General features: G+C 57.9%; 23 protein-coding genes and 1 pseudogene. 17 read left to right on the forward strand and 7 right to left on the reverse strand.

Annotated elements, in window-relative coordinates; all coding sequences use genetic code 11:
• Positions 1–31 precede the first annotated feature (31 nt).
• Positions 32–496, forward strand: a complete 465-nt coding sequence (locus B5527_RS37805) for a hypothetical protein (RefSeq protein WP_079606017.1) — start codon at positions 32–34, stop codon at positions 494–496.
• Between the two features lie 604 nt (positions 497–1,100).
• On the opposite strand, the gene B5527_RS37810 is transcribed toward B5527_RS37805, so the two are convergent.
• Positions 1,101–1,367, reverse strand: coding sequence for a hypothetical protein (locus tag B5527_RS37810; RefSeq protein WP_154072747.1), 267 nt, complete (start codon positions 1,365–1,367; stop codon positions 1,101–1,103).
• Between the two features lie 356 nt (positions 1,368–1,723).
• A complete protein-coding gene (locus tag B5527_RS37815; RefSeq protein WP_079606019.1) occupies positions 1,724–1,927 on the reverse strand; it encodes a cold-shock protein in 204 nt (67 codons plus the stop codon).
• Between the two features lie 118 nt (positions 1,928–2,045).
• Between B5527_RS37815 and B5527_RS37820 the strand changes: the two genes are divergently transcribed.
• The 5 genes from B5527_RS37820 to B5527_RS37840 all read left to right on the forward strand — a co-directional run bounded on the left by B5527_RS37820 (position 2,046) and on the right by B5527_RS37840 (position 5,504).
• The gene (locus B5527_RS37820; RefSeq protein ID WP_172842788.1) at positions 2,046–2,384 is read left to right on the forward strand and encodes a helix-turn-helix domain-containing protein; all 339 of its coding nucleotides are present in this window, start codon (positions 2,046–2,048) and stop codon (positions 2,382–2,384) included.
• A 142-nt stretch (positions 2,385–2,526) separates the two neighbouring features.
• On the forward strand, positions 2,527–3,309 hold the full coding sequence (locus B5527_RS37825; RefSeq protein ID WP_154072748.1) for a hypothetical protein: 783 nt from the start codon (positions 2,527–2,529) through the stop codon (positions 3,307–3,309).
• 7 nt (positions 3,310–3,316) lie between these two features.
• On the forward strand, positions 3,317–3,979 hold the full coding sequence (locus B5527_RS37830) for an SOS response-associated peptidase (RefSeq protein ID WP_079606023.1): 663 nt from the start codon (positions 3,317–3,319) through the stop codon (positions 3,977–3,979).
• 197 nt (positions 3,980–4,176) lie between these two features.
• Complete coding sequence (locus B5527_RS37835) at positions 4,177–4,962, forward strand: hypothetical protein (protein WP_154072749.1); 786 nt, start codon at positions 4,177–4,179, stop codon at positions 4,960–4,962.
• A gap of 272 nt (positions 4,963–5,234) precedes the next feature.
• Entirely contained in the window at positions 5,235–5,504 is a 270-nt protein-coding gene (locus tag B5527_RS37840) for a hypothetical protein (protein WP_079606025.1), read from the forward strand.
• Positions 5,505–5,570: 66 nt separating this feature from the next.
• Here the strand turns inward: B5527_RS37840 and B5527_RS37845 are convergent, their stop codons facing one another.
• Both B5527_RS37845 and B5527_RS37850 read right to left on the reverse strand, forming a co-directional pair.
• Entirely contained in the window at positions 5,571–5,786 is a 216-nt protein-coding gene (locus B5527_RS37845; protein ID WP_079606026.1) for a hypothetical protein, read from the reverse strand.
• Positions 5,787–6,116: 330 nt separating this feature from the next.
• Entirely contained in the window at positions 6,117–6,332 is a 216-nt protein-coding gene (locus B5527_RS37850) for a hypothetical protein (protein ID WP_079606028.1), read from the reverse strand.
• Between the two features lie 513 nt (positions 6,333–6,845).
• Between B5527_RS37850 and B5527_RS44960 the strand changes: the two genes are divergently transcribed.
• From B5527_RS44960 to B5527_RS44965, 4 genes are all read left to right on the forward strand, one after another.
• Positions 6,846–7,253, forward strand: a complete 408-nt coding sequence (locus B5527_RS44960; RefSeq protein WP_154072751.1) for a hypothetical protein — start codon at positions 6,846–6,848, stop codon at positions 7,251–7,253.
• A 53-nt stretch (positions 7,254–7,306) separates the two neighbouring features.
• Positions 7,307–7,507 carry a hypothetical protein gene (locus B5527_RS37860; RefSeq protein ID WP_154072752.1) on the forward strand — a complete coding sequence of 67 codons (201 nt, stop codon included), beginning with the start codon at positions 7,307–7,309 and terminating at the stop codon, positions 7,505–7,507.
• 215 nt (positions 7,508–7,722) lie between these two features.
• Positions 7,723–7,914 carry a hypothetical protein gene (locus B5527_RS37865; RefSeq protein ID WP_079606031.1) on the forward strand — a complete coding sequence of 64 codons (192 nt, stop codon included), beginning with the start codon at positions 7,723–7,725 and terminating at the stop codon, positions 7,912–7,914.
• A 63-nt stretch (positions 7,915–7,977) separates the two neighbouring features.
• Positions 7,978–8,142: a hypothetical protein gene (locus B5527_RS44965; RefSeq protein WP_154072753.1), complete on the forward strand. Its 165-nt coding sequence runs from the start codon at positions 7,978–7,980 to the stop codon at positions 8,140–8,142.
• An 819-nt stretch (positions 8,143–8,961) separates the two neighbouring features.
• On the opposite strand, the gene B5527_RS37875 is transcribed toward B5527_RS44965, so the two are convergent.
• The gene (locus B5527_RS37875; RefSeq protein WP_079606033.1) at positions 8,962–9,213 is read right to left on the reverse strand and encodes a hypothetical protein; all 252 of its coding nucleotides are present in this window, start codon (positions 9,211–9,213) and stop codon (positions 8,962–8,964) included.
• Positions 9,214–9,422: 209 nt separating this feature from the next.
• On the opposite strand from B5527_RS37875, the gene B5527_RS37880 reads away from it, so the two are divergent.
• The 4 genes from B5527_RS37880 to B5527_RS37905 all read left to right on the forward strand — a co-directional run bounded on the left by B5527_RS37880 (position 9,423) and on the right by B5527_RS37905 (position 12,104).
• Positions 9,423–9,737, forward strand: a complete 315-nt coding sequence (locus tag B5527_RS37880) for a hypothetical protein (protein WP_079607815.1) — start codon at positions 9,423–9,425, stop codon at positions 9,735–9,737.
• Positions 9,738–11,049: 1,312 nt separating this feature from the next.
• Complete coding sequence (locus B5527_RS37895) at positions 11,050–11,319, forward strand: hypothetical protein (RefSeq protein ID WP_079606036.1); 270 nt, start codon at positions 11,050–11,052, stop codon at positions 11,317–11,319.
• Between the two features lie 382 nt (positions 11,320–11,701).
• Complete coding sequence (locus B5527_RS37900) at positions 11,702–11,902, forward strand: hypothetical protein (protein ID WP_079606037.1); 201 nt, start codon at positions 11,702–11,704, stop codon at positions 11,900–11,902.
• 13 nt (positions 11,903–11,915) lie between these two features.
• Entirely contained in the window at positions 11,916–12,104 is a 189-nt protein-coding gene (locus B5527_RS37905; protein ID WP_079606038.1) for a hypothetical protein, read from the forward strand.
• A gap of 59 nt (positions 12,105–12,163) precedes the next feature.
• Here the strand turns inward: B5527_RS37905 and B5527_RS37910 are convergent, their stop codons facing one another.
• Complete coding sequence (locus tag B5527_RS37910; RefSeq protein WP_079606039.1) at positions 12,164–12,367, reverse strand: hypothetical protein; 204 nt, start codon at positions 12,365–12,367, stop codon at positions 12,164–12,166.
• Between the two features lie 274 nt (positions 12,368–12,641).
• Between B5527_RS37910 and B5527_RS37915 the strand changes: the two genes are divergently transcribed.
• The 3 genes and pseudogenes from B5527_RS37915 (at position 12,642) to B5527_RS37925 (ending at position 14,350) form a co-directional block, all read left to right on the forward strand.
• A complete protein-coding gene (locus tag B5527_RS37915) occupies positions 12,642–13,049 on the forward strand; it encodes a hypothetical protein (RefSeq protein WP_079606040.1) in 408 nt (135 codons plus the stop codon).
• Positions 13,050–13,115: 66 nt separating this feature from the next.
• A pseudogene (locus tag B5527_RS47935) lies at positions 13,116–13,526 on the forward strand (SLOG family protein); the annotation flags it as partial.
• Positions 13,527–13,996: 470 nt separating this feature from the next.
• Positions 13,997–14,350, forward strand: coding sequence for a hypothetical protein (locus B5527_RS37925; RefSeq protein ID WP_079606042.1), 354 nt, complete (start codon positions 13,997–13,999; stop codon positions 14,348–14,350).
• Positions 14,351–15,029: 679 nt separating this feature from the next.
• Here B5527_RS37925 and B5527_RS37930 read toward each other — a convergent pair.
• Entirely contained in the window at positions 15,030–16,472 is a 1,443-nt protein-coding gene (locus B5527_RS37930) for a hypothetical protein (protein ID WP_154072754.1), read from the reverse strand.
• Between the last annotated feature and the right edge of the window lie 1,163 nt (positions 16,473–17,635).

A 17,635-nucleotide genomic window follows, 5' to 3' on the forward strand; every position in this document is an offset into this window, starting at 1 on the left:
ATGATCGCAGCAACCAAAGGCGTATTTCGACATGGCTGGCTTTTTCACGCACAATGCTCCGGATTACGGCGAAGAGAATGAACTCTCCCCTCCGGGCACGCCCATCGCCGATGCTCTTCGCCGAGCCGCGCTCATCATGTCGAGAACGACCAAACATCTTTGGCAAGATCCGACCGGCACTCTTCTCCCCTGGACTGGCGCCGTAGGCGGACTCGCCAAAGAGATACCGGCGTATGTTTCGGACCTTCGTGACCGGGACCCCAACACACCCGGCAACAGCTATTTTTCCGCGTCCAACCCGCGTGCGCCCAATCCCGATCCTGATGCAAGCTTGTCCGGCCGCTATGTCGGGCCGAACGATATGCTCGCCCACAACACCGTGCCGGGCTACATCCCGCGGCAGGAAATGCAGAACCTTGTGCGGCAGGACCCCCTGGCGGGTTTGTTGGGGCCAATGCAACAGCAGCCAAGGCCGGTGACGCCGTACGGAAACTGAACGTAAGGCGACTGTCGCGCCTGCATGAGCGGCAATTTCCTTTTTCGAAGCGGTGACGCGCTGCCCTGCGCACGCTTGCTCGCGACGGCGGCGGCTGTAGGCCCCTCCACACTCGGGGAAGCCCACCGGTGCGTCTGGCCGCTGCGGCCTCCGAGATCGGCGCCAGCGCAGGGCTTGCCAGCAGTGGGCAGCCGCGGCGGGGTTAGGCCGGTCTCCTCACGAAACAATTCCGGGGCGCTGACGAAACCATTTTCTCGCCCTTGCGAAGCCGTCCGGAAATGAACACCAGCTACCAATGGCTTTCGATCAAGCAACGGGGGTCGATCATGTGGGCATTCATCGTCAGCGCGTTTTATCGGCGGGCCTGCAGGCAATATCTGAACGCCATGCGAAGACAGCAGCACCGCTGGGCCTGAGATCCATTACCCGGACCGGGCCGTTTGCCCTCCGCCATCGGAACCGATCGTTACCTGCCGGGTTGTTTTCAAATGACCAGTACTTTGAACGCAGCAATTTATGCATTCGGCGGCTTAATGTTGTTCGCCCTCGCGATCGGATTTTTCTGCTCGCCGGTTTGATTAGGCCAGACCTGAGCCCGCGCCCTTTACTGTGCCGGCGTGGTGGGCTTCTTTGGTTGAGCGCGCGCGGCGCCCCCTCTGGCTTTACCGCCAGGGGCCTGACGATCGCGCGTGGCCGACAGCTCTTTCTTTAGCTTCAACTGTTCATCGGCCGTCATGGCAGGCTTCTCGGGCCTCGGCGGCACGTCTTCCGCGGCCGGATAACCGGTCGTTTTCGGATGCGCCAGTTCCTCAGCTCGCGTGCCGAGAGGTGCAAGCACGACGACGGATAGCAGTATCGCTGATGCGGCCAACGCTGTGAATCTTCCATCGTTCGACATCGAAGATCCTATGCACTCGGGGACCGCCATTTGCGCGGGCCAGCATTGCTCGCAATTATGACCATAAGGGCTGGATGACGCGGGGCCGAAACCCCGTGCCTTGGTCTATGTTTCCGCCTGAGCCCCCTCGCATGAGAACCGTTGCCGGTTGCACTTTCTGACCGATCGGCGCCGGCGCAGGGGTTGCCAGCCCAGCTTGACCTTGGCATCAGCTGGGCGGCCAGTAGAATTCCCCATGAACGATTCGAGACTAGGAGACGAGCTTGGCGCCCTGCGATGGGACGTGGAAAGGCACCTCAACGATGAACTGGCGAGGGTTGGCATGCGCGTCACTTCAACTGCAGGTTTCCGGCCGACTCCTTGCCGCGGTCGCTGATGATGTCATAGGTGATCTTGGCGCCATCCGGCAGGCCGTCCATGCCGGCTTTCTCGACGGCCGAGATATGGACGAACACGTCCTTGCCGCCGCCGTCCGGCGCGATGAAGCCGTAACCTTTTTGTCCGTTAAACCACTTCACTGTCCCACTCGGCATGCCGCACTCCCCTCCAAGAAAATTGACTGCCGGCAGAGTAGATCGAAGATTGCTTGCATCGCAAGGACCTCCGTACTACGTGCTGTCTCCCCTCAACCTAGCCGAGGCCTCAGCGACAATGAAGAAACTGCGTCCTCCGTCTCCCAGAAGCGCAAACTCGATCGATAAACATTTCGGCGATCAAATTCGCAACCGAAGGCAGGCGATAAGTATGACCCAGGATCACCTCGGACAGGAATTGGGCGTCAGCTTTCAACAAATTCAGAAATATGAGAGCGGCAAAAACCGCATAAGCGCTGCTCGGCTGTACGCAATATGCCATGTCCTCGGCGTGCCGATCGCGTCGATGTTCGAGGACATCCCGCGCAATGCGCCCAAACCGAAAAAGAACGGCCACACGGCCGCGCGTTCAAAGAAAAAAAAAGCCGCCGGTCTGACCACCGGCGGCGTCGCGTGAGCCGCGGGAGAGCGGCCCGGGGCGCCCGCAGTAAGGTTGGACGGCGGCGCGCGGAATTCGGTTCGATCCTCAACGTGAATTCGTTCGAAACAAGATCAGTGCCAGCGAACCGGCATCGACATGGTGGCCAGGGGAGAGATGATTGGCAATGCCGGTTGAAACTGACGAGGTCTACTCAGAGCGGTACGTTGTCTTCCTCGACATACTGGGTTTTAGCGACATTGTCCGTCGGTCGATGACTTCGCCGGCTCAGGCAAAAGAGCTGATCGACATACTTGAGCACATCGCCAACGCAGGAAAGCAATTTGGGGACCAGAATGACTTGCAACAAGATGACTTTAGAGCCCAGTCATTTTCCGACTGCATCGTTTTGTCTGAGAACGTCAGTCCGGTTGGTTTGTTTCATCTATTAGCGTCAACGATGTTGTTGAGCTTTAACCTGCTTCAAAAGGGTATCTTCGCGCGAGGCGGGGTTGCGAAGGGAAAACTTCACCACTCGGAGAAGGTCGTTTTTGGCCCAGCCATGTTAGAGGCGTATCGCTTGGAGTCCACGATAGCGAGATATCCGCGAATTTTAGTCGATAGATCGGTACATCTCGACTGTAAAAGTCCGGAATTTGTGGCTCTGCAAGGAACAGTCACCGCCTATCCTCAACTGAAGTTCGACCATGATGGCCCGCCATTTTTGGACGTTCTGTGCATCGTTCGAAACGTAATGCTGACGCCAATGATTGAAAGTGAGGTCGCAGATTGCCGCAACGCCATCCAAACTGCGCTGGACGCTTCCGTATACGAACCCAAACACTATGAAAAACTTCGTTGGCTTACAATTTACTGGAACAGCGTGGCCATGGAAAAAGGTGCGGCGGTGGTGGAATTTCCACAACTTGCAGACCTTGGCAACAAAGCTGACTCCAAGAACTGAGCGCAAGATGTGCAACCTCTACAGCATCACCACCAACCAGGCTGCGATCGTCGCGCTGTTCCGCGTCGTCAACCGCTACGTCGGCAATCTGCCACCGATGCCAGGCGTCTTTCCGGACTATCCAGCCCCGGTGGCGCGCAATGCCGCCGGCGAGCGCGAGTTGATCATGATGCGGTGGGGCATGCCGCCGCCGCCGAAGTTCGGCGGCCCGCCGGTCACCAACATCCGCAACACGTCTTCCCCGCACTGGCGCGGCTGGCTGAAGCCGGAAAACCCCTGCCTGGTGCCGGCAAACAGCTTCTCGGAATACGCACCAGAGGCGAATCCCGCGACCGGCAAGAAGGACGTCGTGTGGTTCGCGCTGGACGACGCCCGGCCCCTGTTCGCGTTCGCCGGGATCTGGACCGAATACCGCGGCGACCGCGGCACCAAATCGAAACCAATCCCCGGACCGCACAACGTTTACGGCTTCCTGACGACGTCGCCGAACGCCATCGTCGAGCCGATCCACCCGAAGGCGATGCCCGTGATCTTGACGACCGACGAGGAGCGCGATGTTTGGATGCACGCGCCCTGGGATGAGGCAAAGGCGCAGCAGCGGCCGTTGCCGCACGACGCGCTGAAGATTGTCGCCCATGGCGCCGACAAGGAAGATCAGGCGGCGGCCTGAGCTTCAACAGCAGCGGCCTTACATTTTTAGGGGTCGTCTGTGTTCAGCGGAATCGTTATCTGAACGACTGACCAGGGCACGTTCTCGCGCATCAAGCCAGGGGTGGAAAGGGCTCGCCAACTTTGGACTTTCCGCTTGCTAGCATTTCTACCTTAAGTCATTCTCTGCTTATGAGACAATCGAAGGGGGAGATTGACATGACGGCACTTATACGGACCTTGACGGGCGCGTTCTTCGGCTTGTTTGCGTGCCACGCAACATTAGCCGCAGTCGACTGCCACGACGTCGATTCTCAGGGTGCCGCACCCCTGCGAGCCGTCGCGCTGCCGCCCCTAAAGGTCTGTACGCAGCGGGTGGCGCCCGGCGGTTTCATCCTGCCTGATCCGGAATGCACCCCGGGCGCGATCAATCCCACGGTAACGATCAACGTTCTCCAGGACCCCAATTACCGGACGAGTTGCACGCGCGATGGTGCGACTTCGGCCACTCAGAAAAATAAGACTTATAGCTGGTATGGTCTCCCTCATCCCGCCAATAACACGGGGGCAAACCAATTCTGTGAGCTGGATCATCTGATTTCGCTTGAGCTGGGTGGGGCGGACACGCTCGAAAACATATGGCCGCAGTGCGGACCGGACAAAGTGACGCTTTGCGAGCGATATTTCAAACAAAAGGACGCGGTCGAAAACTATTTAGCCGCCCAAGTGAAGGCGGGGACGATGAACCTCCATGACGCACAATGGGGCATCGCAAATGACTGGACCCAATACCTCGAGGCCGCCCGCGGGAGTCCGCAGGTCGCAACGGTTCGCCCTCCGTTCGGTTCCCCGTTCTTGACCGTCGCAAATGTAGTCCCGAGCACTCAGTTGGTGGCGGGCAAGATCCGAGTCAGACGTGGGCAAAAGCACGTTGTTCATCGACACACAGCCACGACGCGACATATGAAGAAGCGGTCCCGCACAAGATTACCCACGCGCTCCTAATCACATTTCTGACCGGCAGCGATGTTCCGCAGATCCGGCAACCCGAGCTGCTGCAAGCGGCGGGGCGGCGGATCAGGCGGCGGATCGCAAACCCACATCAGAGTCGTGCCGTTTCTGCCCCTCGGTACAACCCCAAGACGGCCTCAGCTTCCCCCCCAAGCTGGGGCCGTTTCCTTTGGCACACTCGCGTCTGGCAGGGTTTTTGCGATGGGTGTTCTCAGAACCCTCGCATCCTTCAAGCTGTGCCAAAGCAAATCGCCGGAGCGACGAAAATGAAACATCAGCGCCATTTTGGGACTGCAACCCCGTCACGGGAGGCGGTCCAAACGAGGTCCTTAATCGCGGACATTGGCCGCATCGTCCAGATCCTCGACACCGACATCGCCGCCGAAGAGGAGCAGGCTCGCGTATTCGATCCCTCACAGGCGGAGTATCCGATGCTCGCAAGGACGATGGCAGCGCGCCGAGACAATCTCTGGGAGACCATAGCGGCACTGGAAAGGCGACTTTCAGAACTCCCGCCGGACCGGATGCGAGCGTAAGCCGCAGTAATGGCGCGGACCTGAGCCCGCGCCCTAGTCGTTACCGCCTCAGTCTTTTAGCGCGGCTCATGCGCCGGCCCTCAGCTCTTGCTCGATCGCCTTCAATCTTCGGCCGACAGCGCGGTCGATCGCACGCGCCTCTCTCGTGGTTACGTCTCCCTTGAGGATTTCGGACATCATGCGGGCCGTGAGCGCTTGAACCTCATCGAGGTTCATCCCTTCAATCTCTTCGATCCGCCTCTCGACTTTGGGGCTTAAACTCGCGGGCTTCTCGTTTCCCATGTTGGCTCCTATTGTTTTGATGATTCTAATCCTGAACCCCGGCGGCGCCGAAACAAGACGCCAGCACCGCCGGGATTGTGGATAAGCTACCGCCGCGGCCGTCTCGCGTGCATGGCGAGTCGTTGCCGGTTGCGCTTTCTGAATCGGCGCCGGCGCTTCATAGGCCGCGCTCCTTCAACAACTGATCAACCACGGCCTCGACCGTCCGTCGCGACGTGGGCAACGAAGCAAGACGACGGTCCGAACCGATCGCAAGCCATCCGCCGCCTGGTCGAGTTCGGGCTGAAGGTGAAGAAGTAAGGTTCTACCAGCCTTTGCGGGGTAGCGAGATTAGGGGAATAGCCGCTCGACATTCAGCGCTGCGAGCTTCGCGCGCTCATCCTGGGTCTCATCGAGAGGAGCTAGGATTCTGATTTTCATTTGTGGGTTTTTCTTGGCGATATCTGCAACTTCGGCAGCACTGCCGACGCCGCCGCTCGCCACCAAAGAACCGCGGCCGACATCCTTTCTATGAATTTCGTAGCGCCATCGCCATCGCAGCGTCATTGGTTACCCCCCAAATAAAGCGCCCTTAACCTGCCTCGCCCTCCACTTTTTGTCGAGCCGGGCGGGAGGTACTATTGCCTTCGACCTCCGGTTGCGCTTGGATCAGGCTGAAGGCGAACGGGAAATGAACCTTGTCGACAAGATTGTTACATCGGTTGGCCTCTTGGCCTCACTCGCAGCGGCTGGCTTTTGGCTTTGGGGATCGCTTATCGAGGTTCCCGATAATATCGACACAATCGTCGGTGAACTACAGCGAGTCGGTCGGCTGAATGCTTGGGCCGCACTAGCGGCTCTCATTGCGGCGTTGTGCGCCGCCCACGCATTCTGGCGCCAGATGACCTGATTTGCTGATTTGACAATTCCAGCTGTGGGGAAGCCTCCTGCGCCACCGGGTAACCGTAACCCGCAATCCCTCTTGCTCTCGCCCTTTGGTTGCGCTTGGATGGCACCGGGTCTGGGGCGTGTCATGTCACTGCGTGCTTGGCAAATACTATCCGCAGTAAGAACCTCTGGATGAGAGCGCTTTTTACTCTCGTATTTGTTTTTGGGGCGGTTGCCGTTGTCTATGCGATGCATTGGGCGCGGCGCGCATCAAGCGCCGTTTCTGATGCCTCCTCAATATTTCAACAAACAGGCAGCGTTGCGGAAACTGCACGCCAACTCTATCGCGAACAATCCATGCCCAACCAGATTAGACTTTCGCACCGGCAGCGTGAGTTCGTGGGTGCTAATTTTGCTGATTTTCAAAGGGTTTATGGTATTGCGATTGATGAGGATGCGGCAGCGTATCTGCGGAAGTGGGGATCTTCATTGGAAACGAAGCCCTCAGAGCAAGAGGTTAGGCGAAAGGCGGATGAGTTTTATGCTCTTTCCAGCCTCGTGCACGGCAGAATGTACTGTCTTTCGAAGGGCGTGCACTGATCTGAGCCGACCGCAAGCCTTCCCTGTTGGCTAAATTCGCGCTTCAATAGCGCATGCCCAAAGATCCCTTCATTCGCGAGAAGTTCACTAGGGAGCGCTCGGCCGCCAGAAAGTTCGCCCAAGAATATTTCGAGCGCTACCCCAAGGATCGATATCAGACAGCTGTCGAAAACTGGCGCAATCTGCAGTCGGCGAATATCGAGTTCACGATGAAGCGGCTACGCGAGCCGATCGAGGTGGATCCCGAGTCATGAAATGCTCCCGTTGCGAGGACTGCGGCTGGGTCTGCGAAAATCATCCTGAGCGGCCCTGGGAAGGCGAGCACGCCTGTACCTGCGGCGGCGCCGGCTGAAACCTTTTGACGTAATTTTCGCGTGGCTGCCCCGGAATCGCCCCCGCGCTGCAGGAATTCACGACGCATTTTCTGACGAATTGCTCCCGGCCTCACTGCAGAGGTCGGGAGGTAAGAATGCGCTTTGTTAGTTTTGTTAGTCGGCCTTGGTGGCAGCGCGCCCGGCTGGCGCTGTTCGGGAAGAGTGGCGCTGTTGGCACGGCATACGCGCTCGTCGGGCTTGGCGTCGTCGCGCTCCTCATTGGCGGCTATCTCAGCGCCCTCGCTTGGGCAGTCCACGAGATCGATAGGCAAACTAGCGATGAATGAGCGGTCGCAGCAAGCCCAGCGTCAATAGGGCCGTGCAGCTTGATTTTCATAAGCGCGGCGGTCTTGCTCATTCTGGCTTTGTGGATCGCTTTCGTGCGAAAGGAGGAACGCAACGGCGAATGGCAGTCACATTTCGGCAGGATGCGGCGCTGGAAATCGGGCGTGTGGGAGTATCGCCCGATGACCGATGATGAGATTATCGACGAAAATAGTCGCGATGCGTGGTGACGGTTACTTCCCGGTTTGGCGGCGCTGTGACGGGCGGCACTGAGCGCCATGGGACCAAGGCTCTACAGCGGCCGTTACCGAACGATAAAGCCCCGCGAAAACGCGAGGCTTTCTGCTTATTTGGTCACGCCAGAGCCTGGGCCACTCGGTGTCAGAGTCGAGCCGCTCGGAGACGAGCTTGGGCCTATCGTGCTGCCGGATGGATTCATGTTGGTGTTGGAGCCGCTGTTCGCGCCAGGAGTGGTGCCTGTGGAGCTTCCGCTGCCGCTAATCGTGCTTCCGCTGGATCCAGCCGTGCCGGAACTCGTGCCAGTGGAGCCGCCCGCTCCGGCACTAGCGCCGCCACCCGCACCGCCTCCTGCTCCACCGCCAGCTTGTGCGAATGCGAACGTGCTGGACAGCGCGAATGCTGTAGCCAATGCAATTGTCGTGAGTTTCATGGTTGCCTTCCTTGGTTAGTGACCAAGAATAAATCGCAACGACATCTTATGTTCCTGCTTGTCTTCAGCGTGTTAGAAGCCACCTTGCCGCAAAGGTGAAAATCAAATGATCAAACCGAAGCGGGCCGCGGGAGCAGCAGGTCGCGGACGAGGCCGATCGAAAGGCTCTCAAGCCGCTGGCATCGGCAAACGATATCGGACGGCCAATCCGAAACTGATTCCAGGAAACCCACAAGCGCCTCAAAGCGGAGCGGCGGGCGCGAGAGGCGGAGGAGCTGAAGGAGGAAACGGCGGCTTGCAATTGCGAGCGACCATGCGGGACAGCTTAAGGCCGACGCCCACGACAATCGCGCCAACGACGTCGCGGTAACGGCCGTGATTATCGCCGACGCGCGACGAGCACACCAGCCAAGAAGGCAACCGCCAAGGCCTGCAACGGCGCCTGTCGCGACCAGCGGCTGAGAATGTCCAAGGGCATGCCGGGCTCTTGGACGGCCTCTATCGCCTCGTTGACCCGTTGGCTGGCCGATCGAAATGCCCGTGCAGCCTGATCGGCGAGCGATTGAACAGGCTTTCCCGGCCCACGCACGCCGTTGTCCAATGCATTAAGCTTATCGAGTAGTTCGCCCATGGTCAGAATTCCTCCAAGCCTACGAACTCAATGAGAAGGGTGGGCAAACGTTCCGCCGCATTGTATCCGATCTGGCCAACCTCGCGCCTCTCATTGTCGCCCGCGGGGATAAGTCTTGCGATTAGCGGAACCTGCTCTTCGCACCTTTGTTTTCGTAAATCCTCAAAGTGGCGCCGAAGACGCTACTTGGAAACCAAGGGAGAGGCATAATGATTACAAAACGAGTCATCCTCGCAGGCTTTGCAGCAATCGTTTTGGGCGTTGGTGCCGCACACGCCGGTCCCTGCAACACCGGCGGTAAGGACGCTGGCTCTGGTCCCACGCCCGGCTACACCGGTCAAACAACTGGCACTGATTCGGCAAAAACCGATCAGCATCCGCCGACCGAAACGATGAACCGCGTGGCAGGAGAAAAAGCCACATCATCGCAGGATGCTCAGAGACAGCAGCAGGGCCAGCCAACAGCCGCACAGCAAGCCCAGGGCGCGAAGCCTTCGGCGCAGACGGCCGATCAAGGTTGCTGAACACTAAGGGTGACCGTCGACGCAAGTCGACGGCTTACCGCTCATCATCCGGATGCACCCAGACGTAAGGCGCGATCTCGCGCGTCTCGTCGGTCAGACTGGATCATCTGCGCCGGAGGCGATTAGCGGGCCCCCGGCGGGAGCAGCCTTTCAGCGCGCGACACCCGGAACTTAATACCCCTGACTAACGTTCTAACGGCGGTATTTTGGTAACCGGGGCACAGATGAACGAAGTCCACTAGCTAGCCACCGCAATGTTGGCGATAGCGTTCGCCGCCGTGATGTTGGTGGCTGGGCAGTTGTTTATCGAAAAAAGGTCAGCCGTGCTTCCGGCCGCCCCGGCCGCACGAACGGCGTCGGTCCCGGGGGGATAAACCCTTTGCGAACCTACCTCAGTAAAAAGTAAGCCCTCTCTCATCGTCCGGATGATGCCAGGCCAAGCCGCCCGCGTGAACCGGATCATGCCGAAGGCGTGTAGCACCTTGGCGGACCTTTAATCGATGGCGTGGGGTTGAAGCCTTTAATCGGGGCGATCAGGAGCCAGGAGCTTGGCCATGAGCGCGATACCGCTTCACCTTCAACGACGTTTTGAACAGAGATGGGCCTCTCGTTTCACTCTACCGGTCGCGTCAAACGCACCGAAGAATGTTGGAACGAAAGCCGCACCATCAACAACTGATCGCCGCGCCCCGCGGCAAAGACCAAAGAAAAATCCGCCGGCGTGAACCGGCGGGCGAGTGGGCGGCCTTACTCCGGCTTGTGACTGATACGGGTGACGAGACGTGCGCCGCACCAAAGCTCAATCGCGGGACCTTCGAAAAGCGCGTTGGCTTGTTCGATAGCTTCGCCGTCGTCTCGGCAAACGAAGCCCCGGTATCCAACAAAACGATCCTTAGGTACGAAATAGACCCGATATTCTGGCATGGTGCCGCTCCCTTGTATTAGGCGGGAGCGCAACACTCTCAGTCACCGGTAAAAGCCGAAGGCGGCGCGGTGATGGGGGCAGTGAATTCCCTTTATGTTCGGTAGTCGATTAAATTCAAAAGGGACCGCTTCACTTTTTAAAAAGGGACCAATCCCTTATCCGAATGATGGAAAGGGGCCAGTACCCGCGACCAGGTGCCCGCAAGAAAAACCCGCCCGGCGTGAATCGGCGGCCCCTCACCTCTCATCGTCTGGATGATGCCAAGCGCTCAAGGCGCGCCAGCGCGCTCGGAACATCTGAACGAAACGTGAGGTTTGCGCACCTTGTGGTCGAGACTCCCCGCTACCATAAACGTAAGAAGGGGGCCCCAGACTCGGAAGACCCATCATGCGAAAGCTGATCACGACGATAGCGTTGCTGGCCCTGATCGACACTTCGGTGGCGATGGCGCAGACGGTTGGTTCGCGAAATCCAGCCCCAGCTCCGTTGATGAGCTCGAACCAGCAATCGATACCGGAGGCGCCGATCGGGCATCGACAGCCGCGTGTTGATCAAGTGCCCTCGGAGAAGAACCTGATGGATGATCCGAGCGATCCAATCAATCGCGAGAACGCGGAGCTCGACCGCATGACCAAGGGCATTTGCCGCGGTTGCTAACAACTGGCCTTCTCACCTCTCCTCGTCCGGATGCACCGACAGATACGCATCAATCTCCCGCTCTTCCGTGAGACACGCATTGGGGAAAGCGGAAGTTGAAACGGGATGAATAGTGTCCGCCCCGCAACAATTTGTTTGTTCCTTTGATGGAACAGCAGTTTTGATTGGCGCCCTTCGCTTGGCAATGCAAGTCTCCCGTAACCGGGGCGGACGGGGCCATTTCGAAAGCACGCAATTTTGAGCCCGGTAGGCCGCCGGATATTGCCCGGCGGCCTTTTCAGGCCTTCCCCGGATGAGCCCATTTCGGCGTGACCCCGTGGACCTTTAAGCCGACGCGCGCGTTCTGTGAATGTAGGGGCGATCCAGAACGGAAGCCTCACCCATGAGCATTATTCCTCTTCACCTTCAAAGACGCTTCGAGCAGCGATGGGCTGCTCGTTTCGGTTCGCTGGCAATCCCGGCCGCACCAAAGAACGTCGGATTGAAAGGACCGGTCAACATGCGCCGCGCGCGGCAAAAGCCAAAGAAAAACCAGCCGGGCTGGGTCGGCGACGGCGCATTGATTGTCAATGTCGCCAACTGAGGCGGCCTTACCGATGGCCAAGAAGTCCGACCCGCGCCTGCTTGAAGTCACGGTAACCCCCTTGGAGCCAGCGCGATGGGAGTGGCGAGTTTACGAAGGCGATACGCCACTGATGACGGGCTTTGAGACCTCGCGCGAGACCGCCCAGATTGAGGGTGATCGTGCTCTCTTCCGCTTGCTTTCCGCAGGTCTAGACAAATAACCGACCTCAAACGCCCCAGCGTCAACCGGGCGCCCTCACCTCTTCTCGTCCGGGCGAGTCTACTTGAACATCGTCTTGACCGCCTGCCAGAACGATAGGCCTTCCCGGTGTTGATGCTCAGCGGTTGGCGCCGGCTGAATGGCGCTCACCGGATCGATCAAACTCGCTTCCAATCGAGCATGCTTCTCCAGGTCGAGCCTCTCGGCCTCCCGGCGATCCGACTCATACTCGTCGACAGGGGTGAGATTGGCTTTCTGAGCCATTGCTTACCCTCCCCGTTTTCTGTGACAGAAGCCAAACGGGTCCCAGGTTGAGTTCGTTCCGCTCCCAAAAAGAAAAGGCCTTGACCTTACCGCTCATCATCCGGATGCACCCAGACGTAAGACGCGATCTCGCGCGTTTCCGTCAGCTTTGGATCATGTGCGCACGGGGACAAGCGAGGGACAGCGGCGCGATCGGGTCTCGGGGTAAAGTACGCCCGCTACTCGACAACGAAGCTTTGGGCGGTTTACAGGTAACGTTTTGCGGGGGAGTTGAATGACCAAGAAGCTATCGATCGTCGTTGCGGCCATTGCTCTGGCTTCGTGCGATGCAGGAAACGGCAAGAACGACATTATGGGGTTTATGCCAGGGATGAAAAAGGCTGACGTCCACGCACTTGCCGAGAGCCACAAGTGGAGGTGCTTGAACGAGTCTAAGACAGGCGAGACTTGCTACACCATGAGTGGCGCGATGAGGGTCGCGTACGCGACCAACACGGAAGGATGGCCAGTGTCAGGGCTGGCATTCGCATTCTATACCGATCAGAAGGTCCCGCTTGAGATCCAGGCTGAGGACATTTCAAAGCAATTTGGCAGAATGTTGCTCATCTCGAGGGACGAGGACACTGGTCGTCAGAATTCCATACAAAATGTCAAACAATCAAACCCAACTCCGAAGTTCTGAGATGCCACCTCGAGTCTACAACAAAAACCACGGCGACGCCCCGCCTGATGCGGCCTACATGCGCGTTCGCCGATCACGGTGATCATTGAAGGGGAAGCGTCTGGAGCCGATAGGATGGCCGCTCAATGGGCGGAGAGTCGAGGAGTGGATGTCGATCCATATCCGGCCGATTGGGACAACATCGATCGTCTAGGAGCAGTGGTGAAGCGCAACACCCGCGGCAAGCTTTACGATGCTCTTGCCGGCCACGTCCGCAACGAGAGAATGCTGAGAGAGGGTCGCCCGGACAGCGCTGTTGGTTTCCGGGCGGAAAAGGAACCCGCGATATGTGGGTCCGATGCCTTGAGTATGGGATTACGCCAGTTCGACCCTGACGGACTCCTCTTTCCTGGGTGCTCTGGCTTGGTGTTACGGACACCAAAGTTAGCCCGCGATAGGTTAGAGTCGCTCGCGGCAGGGGTAATCCTTGATGGGTAGGAACCCTTTTTAGAAATTCCGCGTTGACCATTTGCGGCGGGGGGTCCTCTCTCCGATGTGTGTGTAACACCTGCCGCCCGCGGCCCTGGCCCTTGCGGTTCCATAAGACGGGCCCCTTTGGCGGCAACCGACCCTCAAGCGCATAACGCCACCGAGCGGAGCGGAATGACAGGACGGCAATGCGATATCTCAAGCTGGCAATCCTAGTTTTGGCATATGCGCTGATATCGCCCGCGTTTGCGCAAACCTGTTGCCCCGAGGGCTGCGCGCCAGAGGCCAACCGGTGCGTGACCACAGGTCCGCTGTGGACCAGATGCATTCCCATCGCCTGCGCCGAGGGTTCTGGAAGGCCGTCCGCCGGGTCCTCTGGCCCCACGCGCGAGCACCGAAAAAGCGCGGTGCCCGCCCGCCCGCTACGCACAGCGCGTACTTACGTCGCCCCACGTCAGATTCCCCCGCAGTGCCCATTGATGAATCCGACCAAAGCACAGGTCGACGAGGCGACCAATCAATGCGTGAACGCGTTGACCGGAAGTGCGCGGTTGCGGGGTTGCTTTTTCGAGGACGATGCCGGCAAAGCCGAAGACAAAAGGACTGGCCTGAGCTGCCCTGATCGTCAAGCTGCGCTGGCCAAGCAGTGTCGAAAACGCTGCGCCAACTACGCATCCGATACGACCCATTTGGTGTGCACCGGCAGCTATCCGAACACCGTCTGGCATATCTCCTTTGGAGATATCTCGGGCGACACCGGTGAGTCCCCGCGTGTGGAGCGCTGCGGGCCTCGGCTAAGAAGCATCTTCGCGAAAAAGCCGCCACCGGGTTGAGGACGGTAAGCCACATAAAAGCCCGCCGGCGCGAACCGGCGGGCTTTGTTTTTTCAGGCTTGATCGCGCACGATCGAGAGTACCGGTTTGACAGTTATTGGCCTGTCAGCCTCGAAGAAAACTTGCTCGTCTAATCCATCATGATCGGCGATGCCGGATTCGGCGGGGTCTTGAACTATGATCCTGACGAGGACGTCACGCTCAACGGGGCCAAATGTCGCTCCGCAGCGCGGTAGCCAAGGTTATGGCCTTATCGCCAGACGGTCGCATGGGGGCCACGATTTTAAGAAATGGCGAGCCGCCGATCCTGGACCGCGCGGAGATCGAGGCATTGCGGATTTACCGGGTTTCCAAGATCATCCCTGAGAGTGACGGCGCGCGGGCTCATCGGTTCGTCAAATGAACTATACACACCCGAATCGTGGCATACTCGATTTGCGGCGCGTTTGTGATCTCGCGTCGCTCTCCCGAACTGCACCCCGTCGAGGGCCGACGGGGTTTTTTCGTATGTCCGGGTAGGCCAACGTCCGCTTTGCTTCGCATAACGGACTCAGGTCGGACATCGCGCCACGTCCGAAAAGTGCCAAAAGCAGACTTCGCGCTGTCTGCTGATTAGGTCAGCTTCGTACCCTGGCATTGAAATTGCCCGGAGCAGGCGAACGTTTCCTGCCATCCCAAATCAGTTACCGTTAGGAATGCAGGCATCGCTTCCGTTTCGTTTTTCATCTACAATCAAGTAGGTCCCGCGCTTGCCTGTAAAGATTAAATCTCCGGTCTCAGGATTTGTGCCACCCGAGACCGAAGAATCAAAGTCTATCCCTTTGCTGGTTAACGTCTCGCTGACCTTCAGTTCGCGATCAATTATCGAAACTTTGTCAGCAGAGAAAATGACAGCACGGTCTGCTTCCGGCCAATCGCTGACCATGATTACCGGGCTCGGAAACTCTATGGGAACATCAACCAACTCTTGGCCGCTCAATACTTTCAATCCAAGCGGCGTTTTTACAAGCGTGCGTTCGATGGCGGGCAAATCGTAAAACGTTGGATATTTCCCGATTTTTGTTCGCTCACCATTCTTAATTGAAACAACTTGCTTTCCATCATAGGTGAAAAGGCCTCCACTGCCGTCAATCAGGGCAACATTCAGAGATTTTAGAGCCGTCACTCTCCAGCCGGCCGCATCCCGCGGCGCGGCGCCGGCATCATCCGCGCCGCTTATGGGCTCGAATCCTCTAGTTGTAAGCTTTCGCCAACTTTGCCTCAGTAGCGACAGTCCGGGATGCCGCAGAACTTCACCGAGAGCGCCCCTAGCATATTGCAGCACTTCGCCGAACTGAGGGAGATAGGCAAAATCGCGATCCGCGCCATTCGCGTTAGTCGACGACAAAGTCTCGGCCAACAATACTGACTTGCCACCCTCGTCCGCTTTCGAAATTCTTGTGACCGATTTCAATGAGACAAACAGTGCGGAGTTAGCCCCCGGCGAATCGAACACTCTTCCAAAAGCATCTTTATCCAGACTAGCCAGTTTCTGCCAATTGACATTGTCTAGAGAACCCCAAAGACGATGCGCAGTATCGATAACAATGACTGCCGGGATGGAGGGTGCATCATAAACACCGGCAATTCCGTCAGCCCCGGCTTTCATAAGACCGTCGGCTGGTTTCCATGGTTCAAGCGAGCCTATGCCAACCACCCATGCTTTGCCGTCCCGGCTTATAACGGTTTCGTGGGATCGCGGCAGGACAAAGGGTGGAGAATAGCTGTAGTTAGGCTCTCCTATCGTTTGGAATGAATGCGCCCCGGGCTTAAGAACAGCAACCGCATGTGGGGCCCACGCCGAGGCAACTATTCGACCACTCCAAGGCTCGACCTTCCAATGGTCGTTAAATGCAAAGCTGCTGCGTGGGTCGGGATTTTGATCCAAATAGCTTGTCGGGTATGGTTCGCCATACGGAATTAGACGCCGATCCGACGAAATGGTATAGCGCGCACCTGTTCCTGTCGGCGTAAAAACCGGAGCCAGCCCGGGTATTCGATGGAAGTTGCGCCCGATCAACAGATTTTTGCCGAGATCGCCAATCTTGACAATGCAGTACTGACCATCCGCGAGTGCGGTCACTGTAAGCGCTAACCAAAGACCAATCGATATAAGAATTCTTCGAATCATGAATCGCCCACCAGTCGCCATCGGATCATGGGTAGTTTATCTGCGCGTTGAACCAAGCAGAGTACCTCATATGGGAAATTGCCTGGTAGGCCTCGCACGTTTGTAGAACATGCATTTCATTCAATATCTCCGTGAGGAGATAGGTGCTCAAACTAGATCGTGTAATCGTGGGAGAATATCGGCGGATAACTGGCTAGTTTACCGCTGGTGACCGCGATCAATCAAATGCCGGGCAATCAAACGGCCGATGACCGTTATGGGTCAAACTCGGAAGTGGAGAGCCATTCGCGGAGAGTCCGCTCTACCCCGATGAACGGACATCATCAGACCGCGCCGACTGGTCCGTTTCGCCAGAAACAGACATCGGCGCGGATCTTGTGTCGCGGGCAGCCGAACGGCTGGCCCTCACTAGAGATCAGCGACCGTCCTACCTCGCTCTTGAGGACGATCACCGCCGTCTTTTGCGAATGGATGCCCCCGCCTGCTAATCCTACGTAGGTGTTGACATTGCATGATGGTGAGCGCGGGGTTCGTGCGGGAGACGACGTGGCTAACAAATCGCAATTTTCGATCGTTACTTGCCAGCGCAGCCCGGGGCGTTGGCTAGCGGCCATCACCCCGTACGCGCATTCCGGAATTTACATTCGAGGCCGGACGACAGTCAGCTTCGTTACGCCGGATGACTACGGGTCCGAGTCAGAAGCCATGTTCGCCGCGGAAAAGATCATCAAGGCGCTTTAGGCAACTCGCGCAGCTTTGTGACGTGATGGTTTGGTCTCAGCGCCGACCTTTTTCGCATGGCCCACGAGAAGCGGGTTACACCGGATATTGTCCACATCCGGACCCACCATGCAAAGCCGCCGACGCGTTGTTTGACATCTACCGACCGTGCGCTGTTTCAGCCACTTTGCTATCTTTTCGCGAAGGCGTTCGTCATGTGGCGAACAGTTCGGAGTGGCAGTGCTATTCGTGGCATGATTTGGACCCGATATTGAACGTGATCAATTCGCTAGGGACACAGCAGGGATCAATTCGGCTGAGCAACGGTTGTAATTTGGTATCGGAGTAGCCATCTCGTTAGATAGCGCATTCGGATCGTTTCGTAGCGTTCCCGA

The sequence above is a fragment of the Bradyrhizobium erythrophlei genome (assembly GCF_900129425.1).
Taxonomy (GTDB): Bacteria; Pseudomonadota; Alphaproteobacteria; order Rhizobiales; family Xanthobacteraceae; genus Bradyrhizobium; species Bradyrhizobium erythrophlei_C.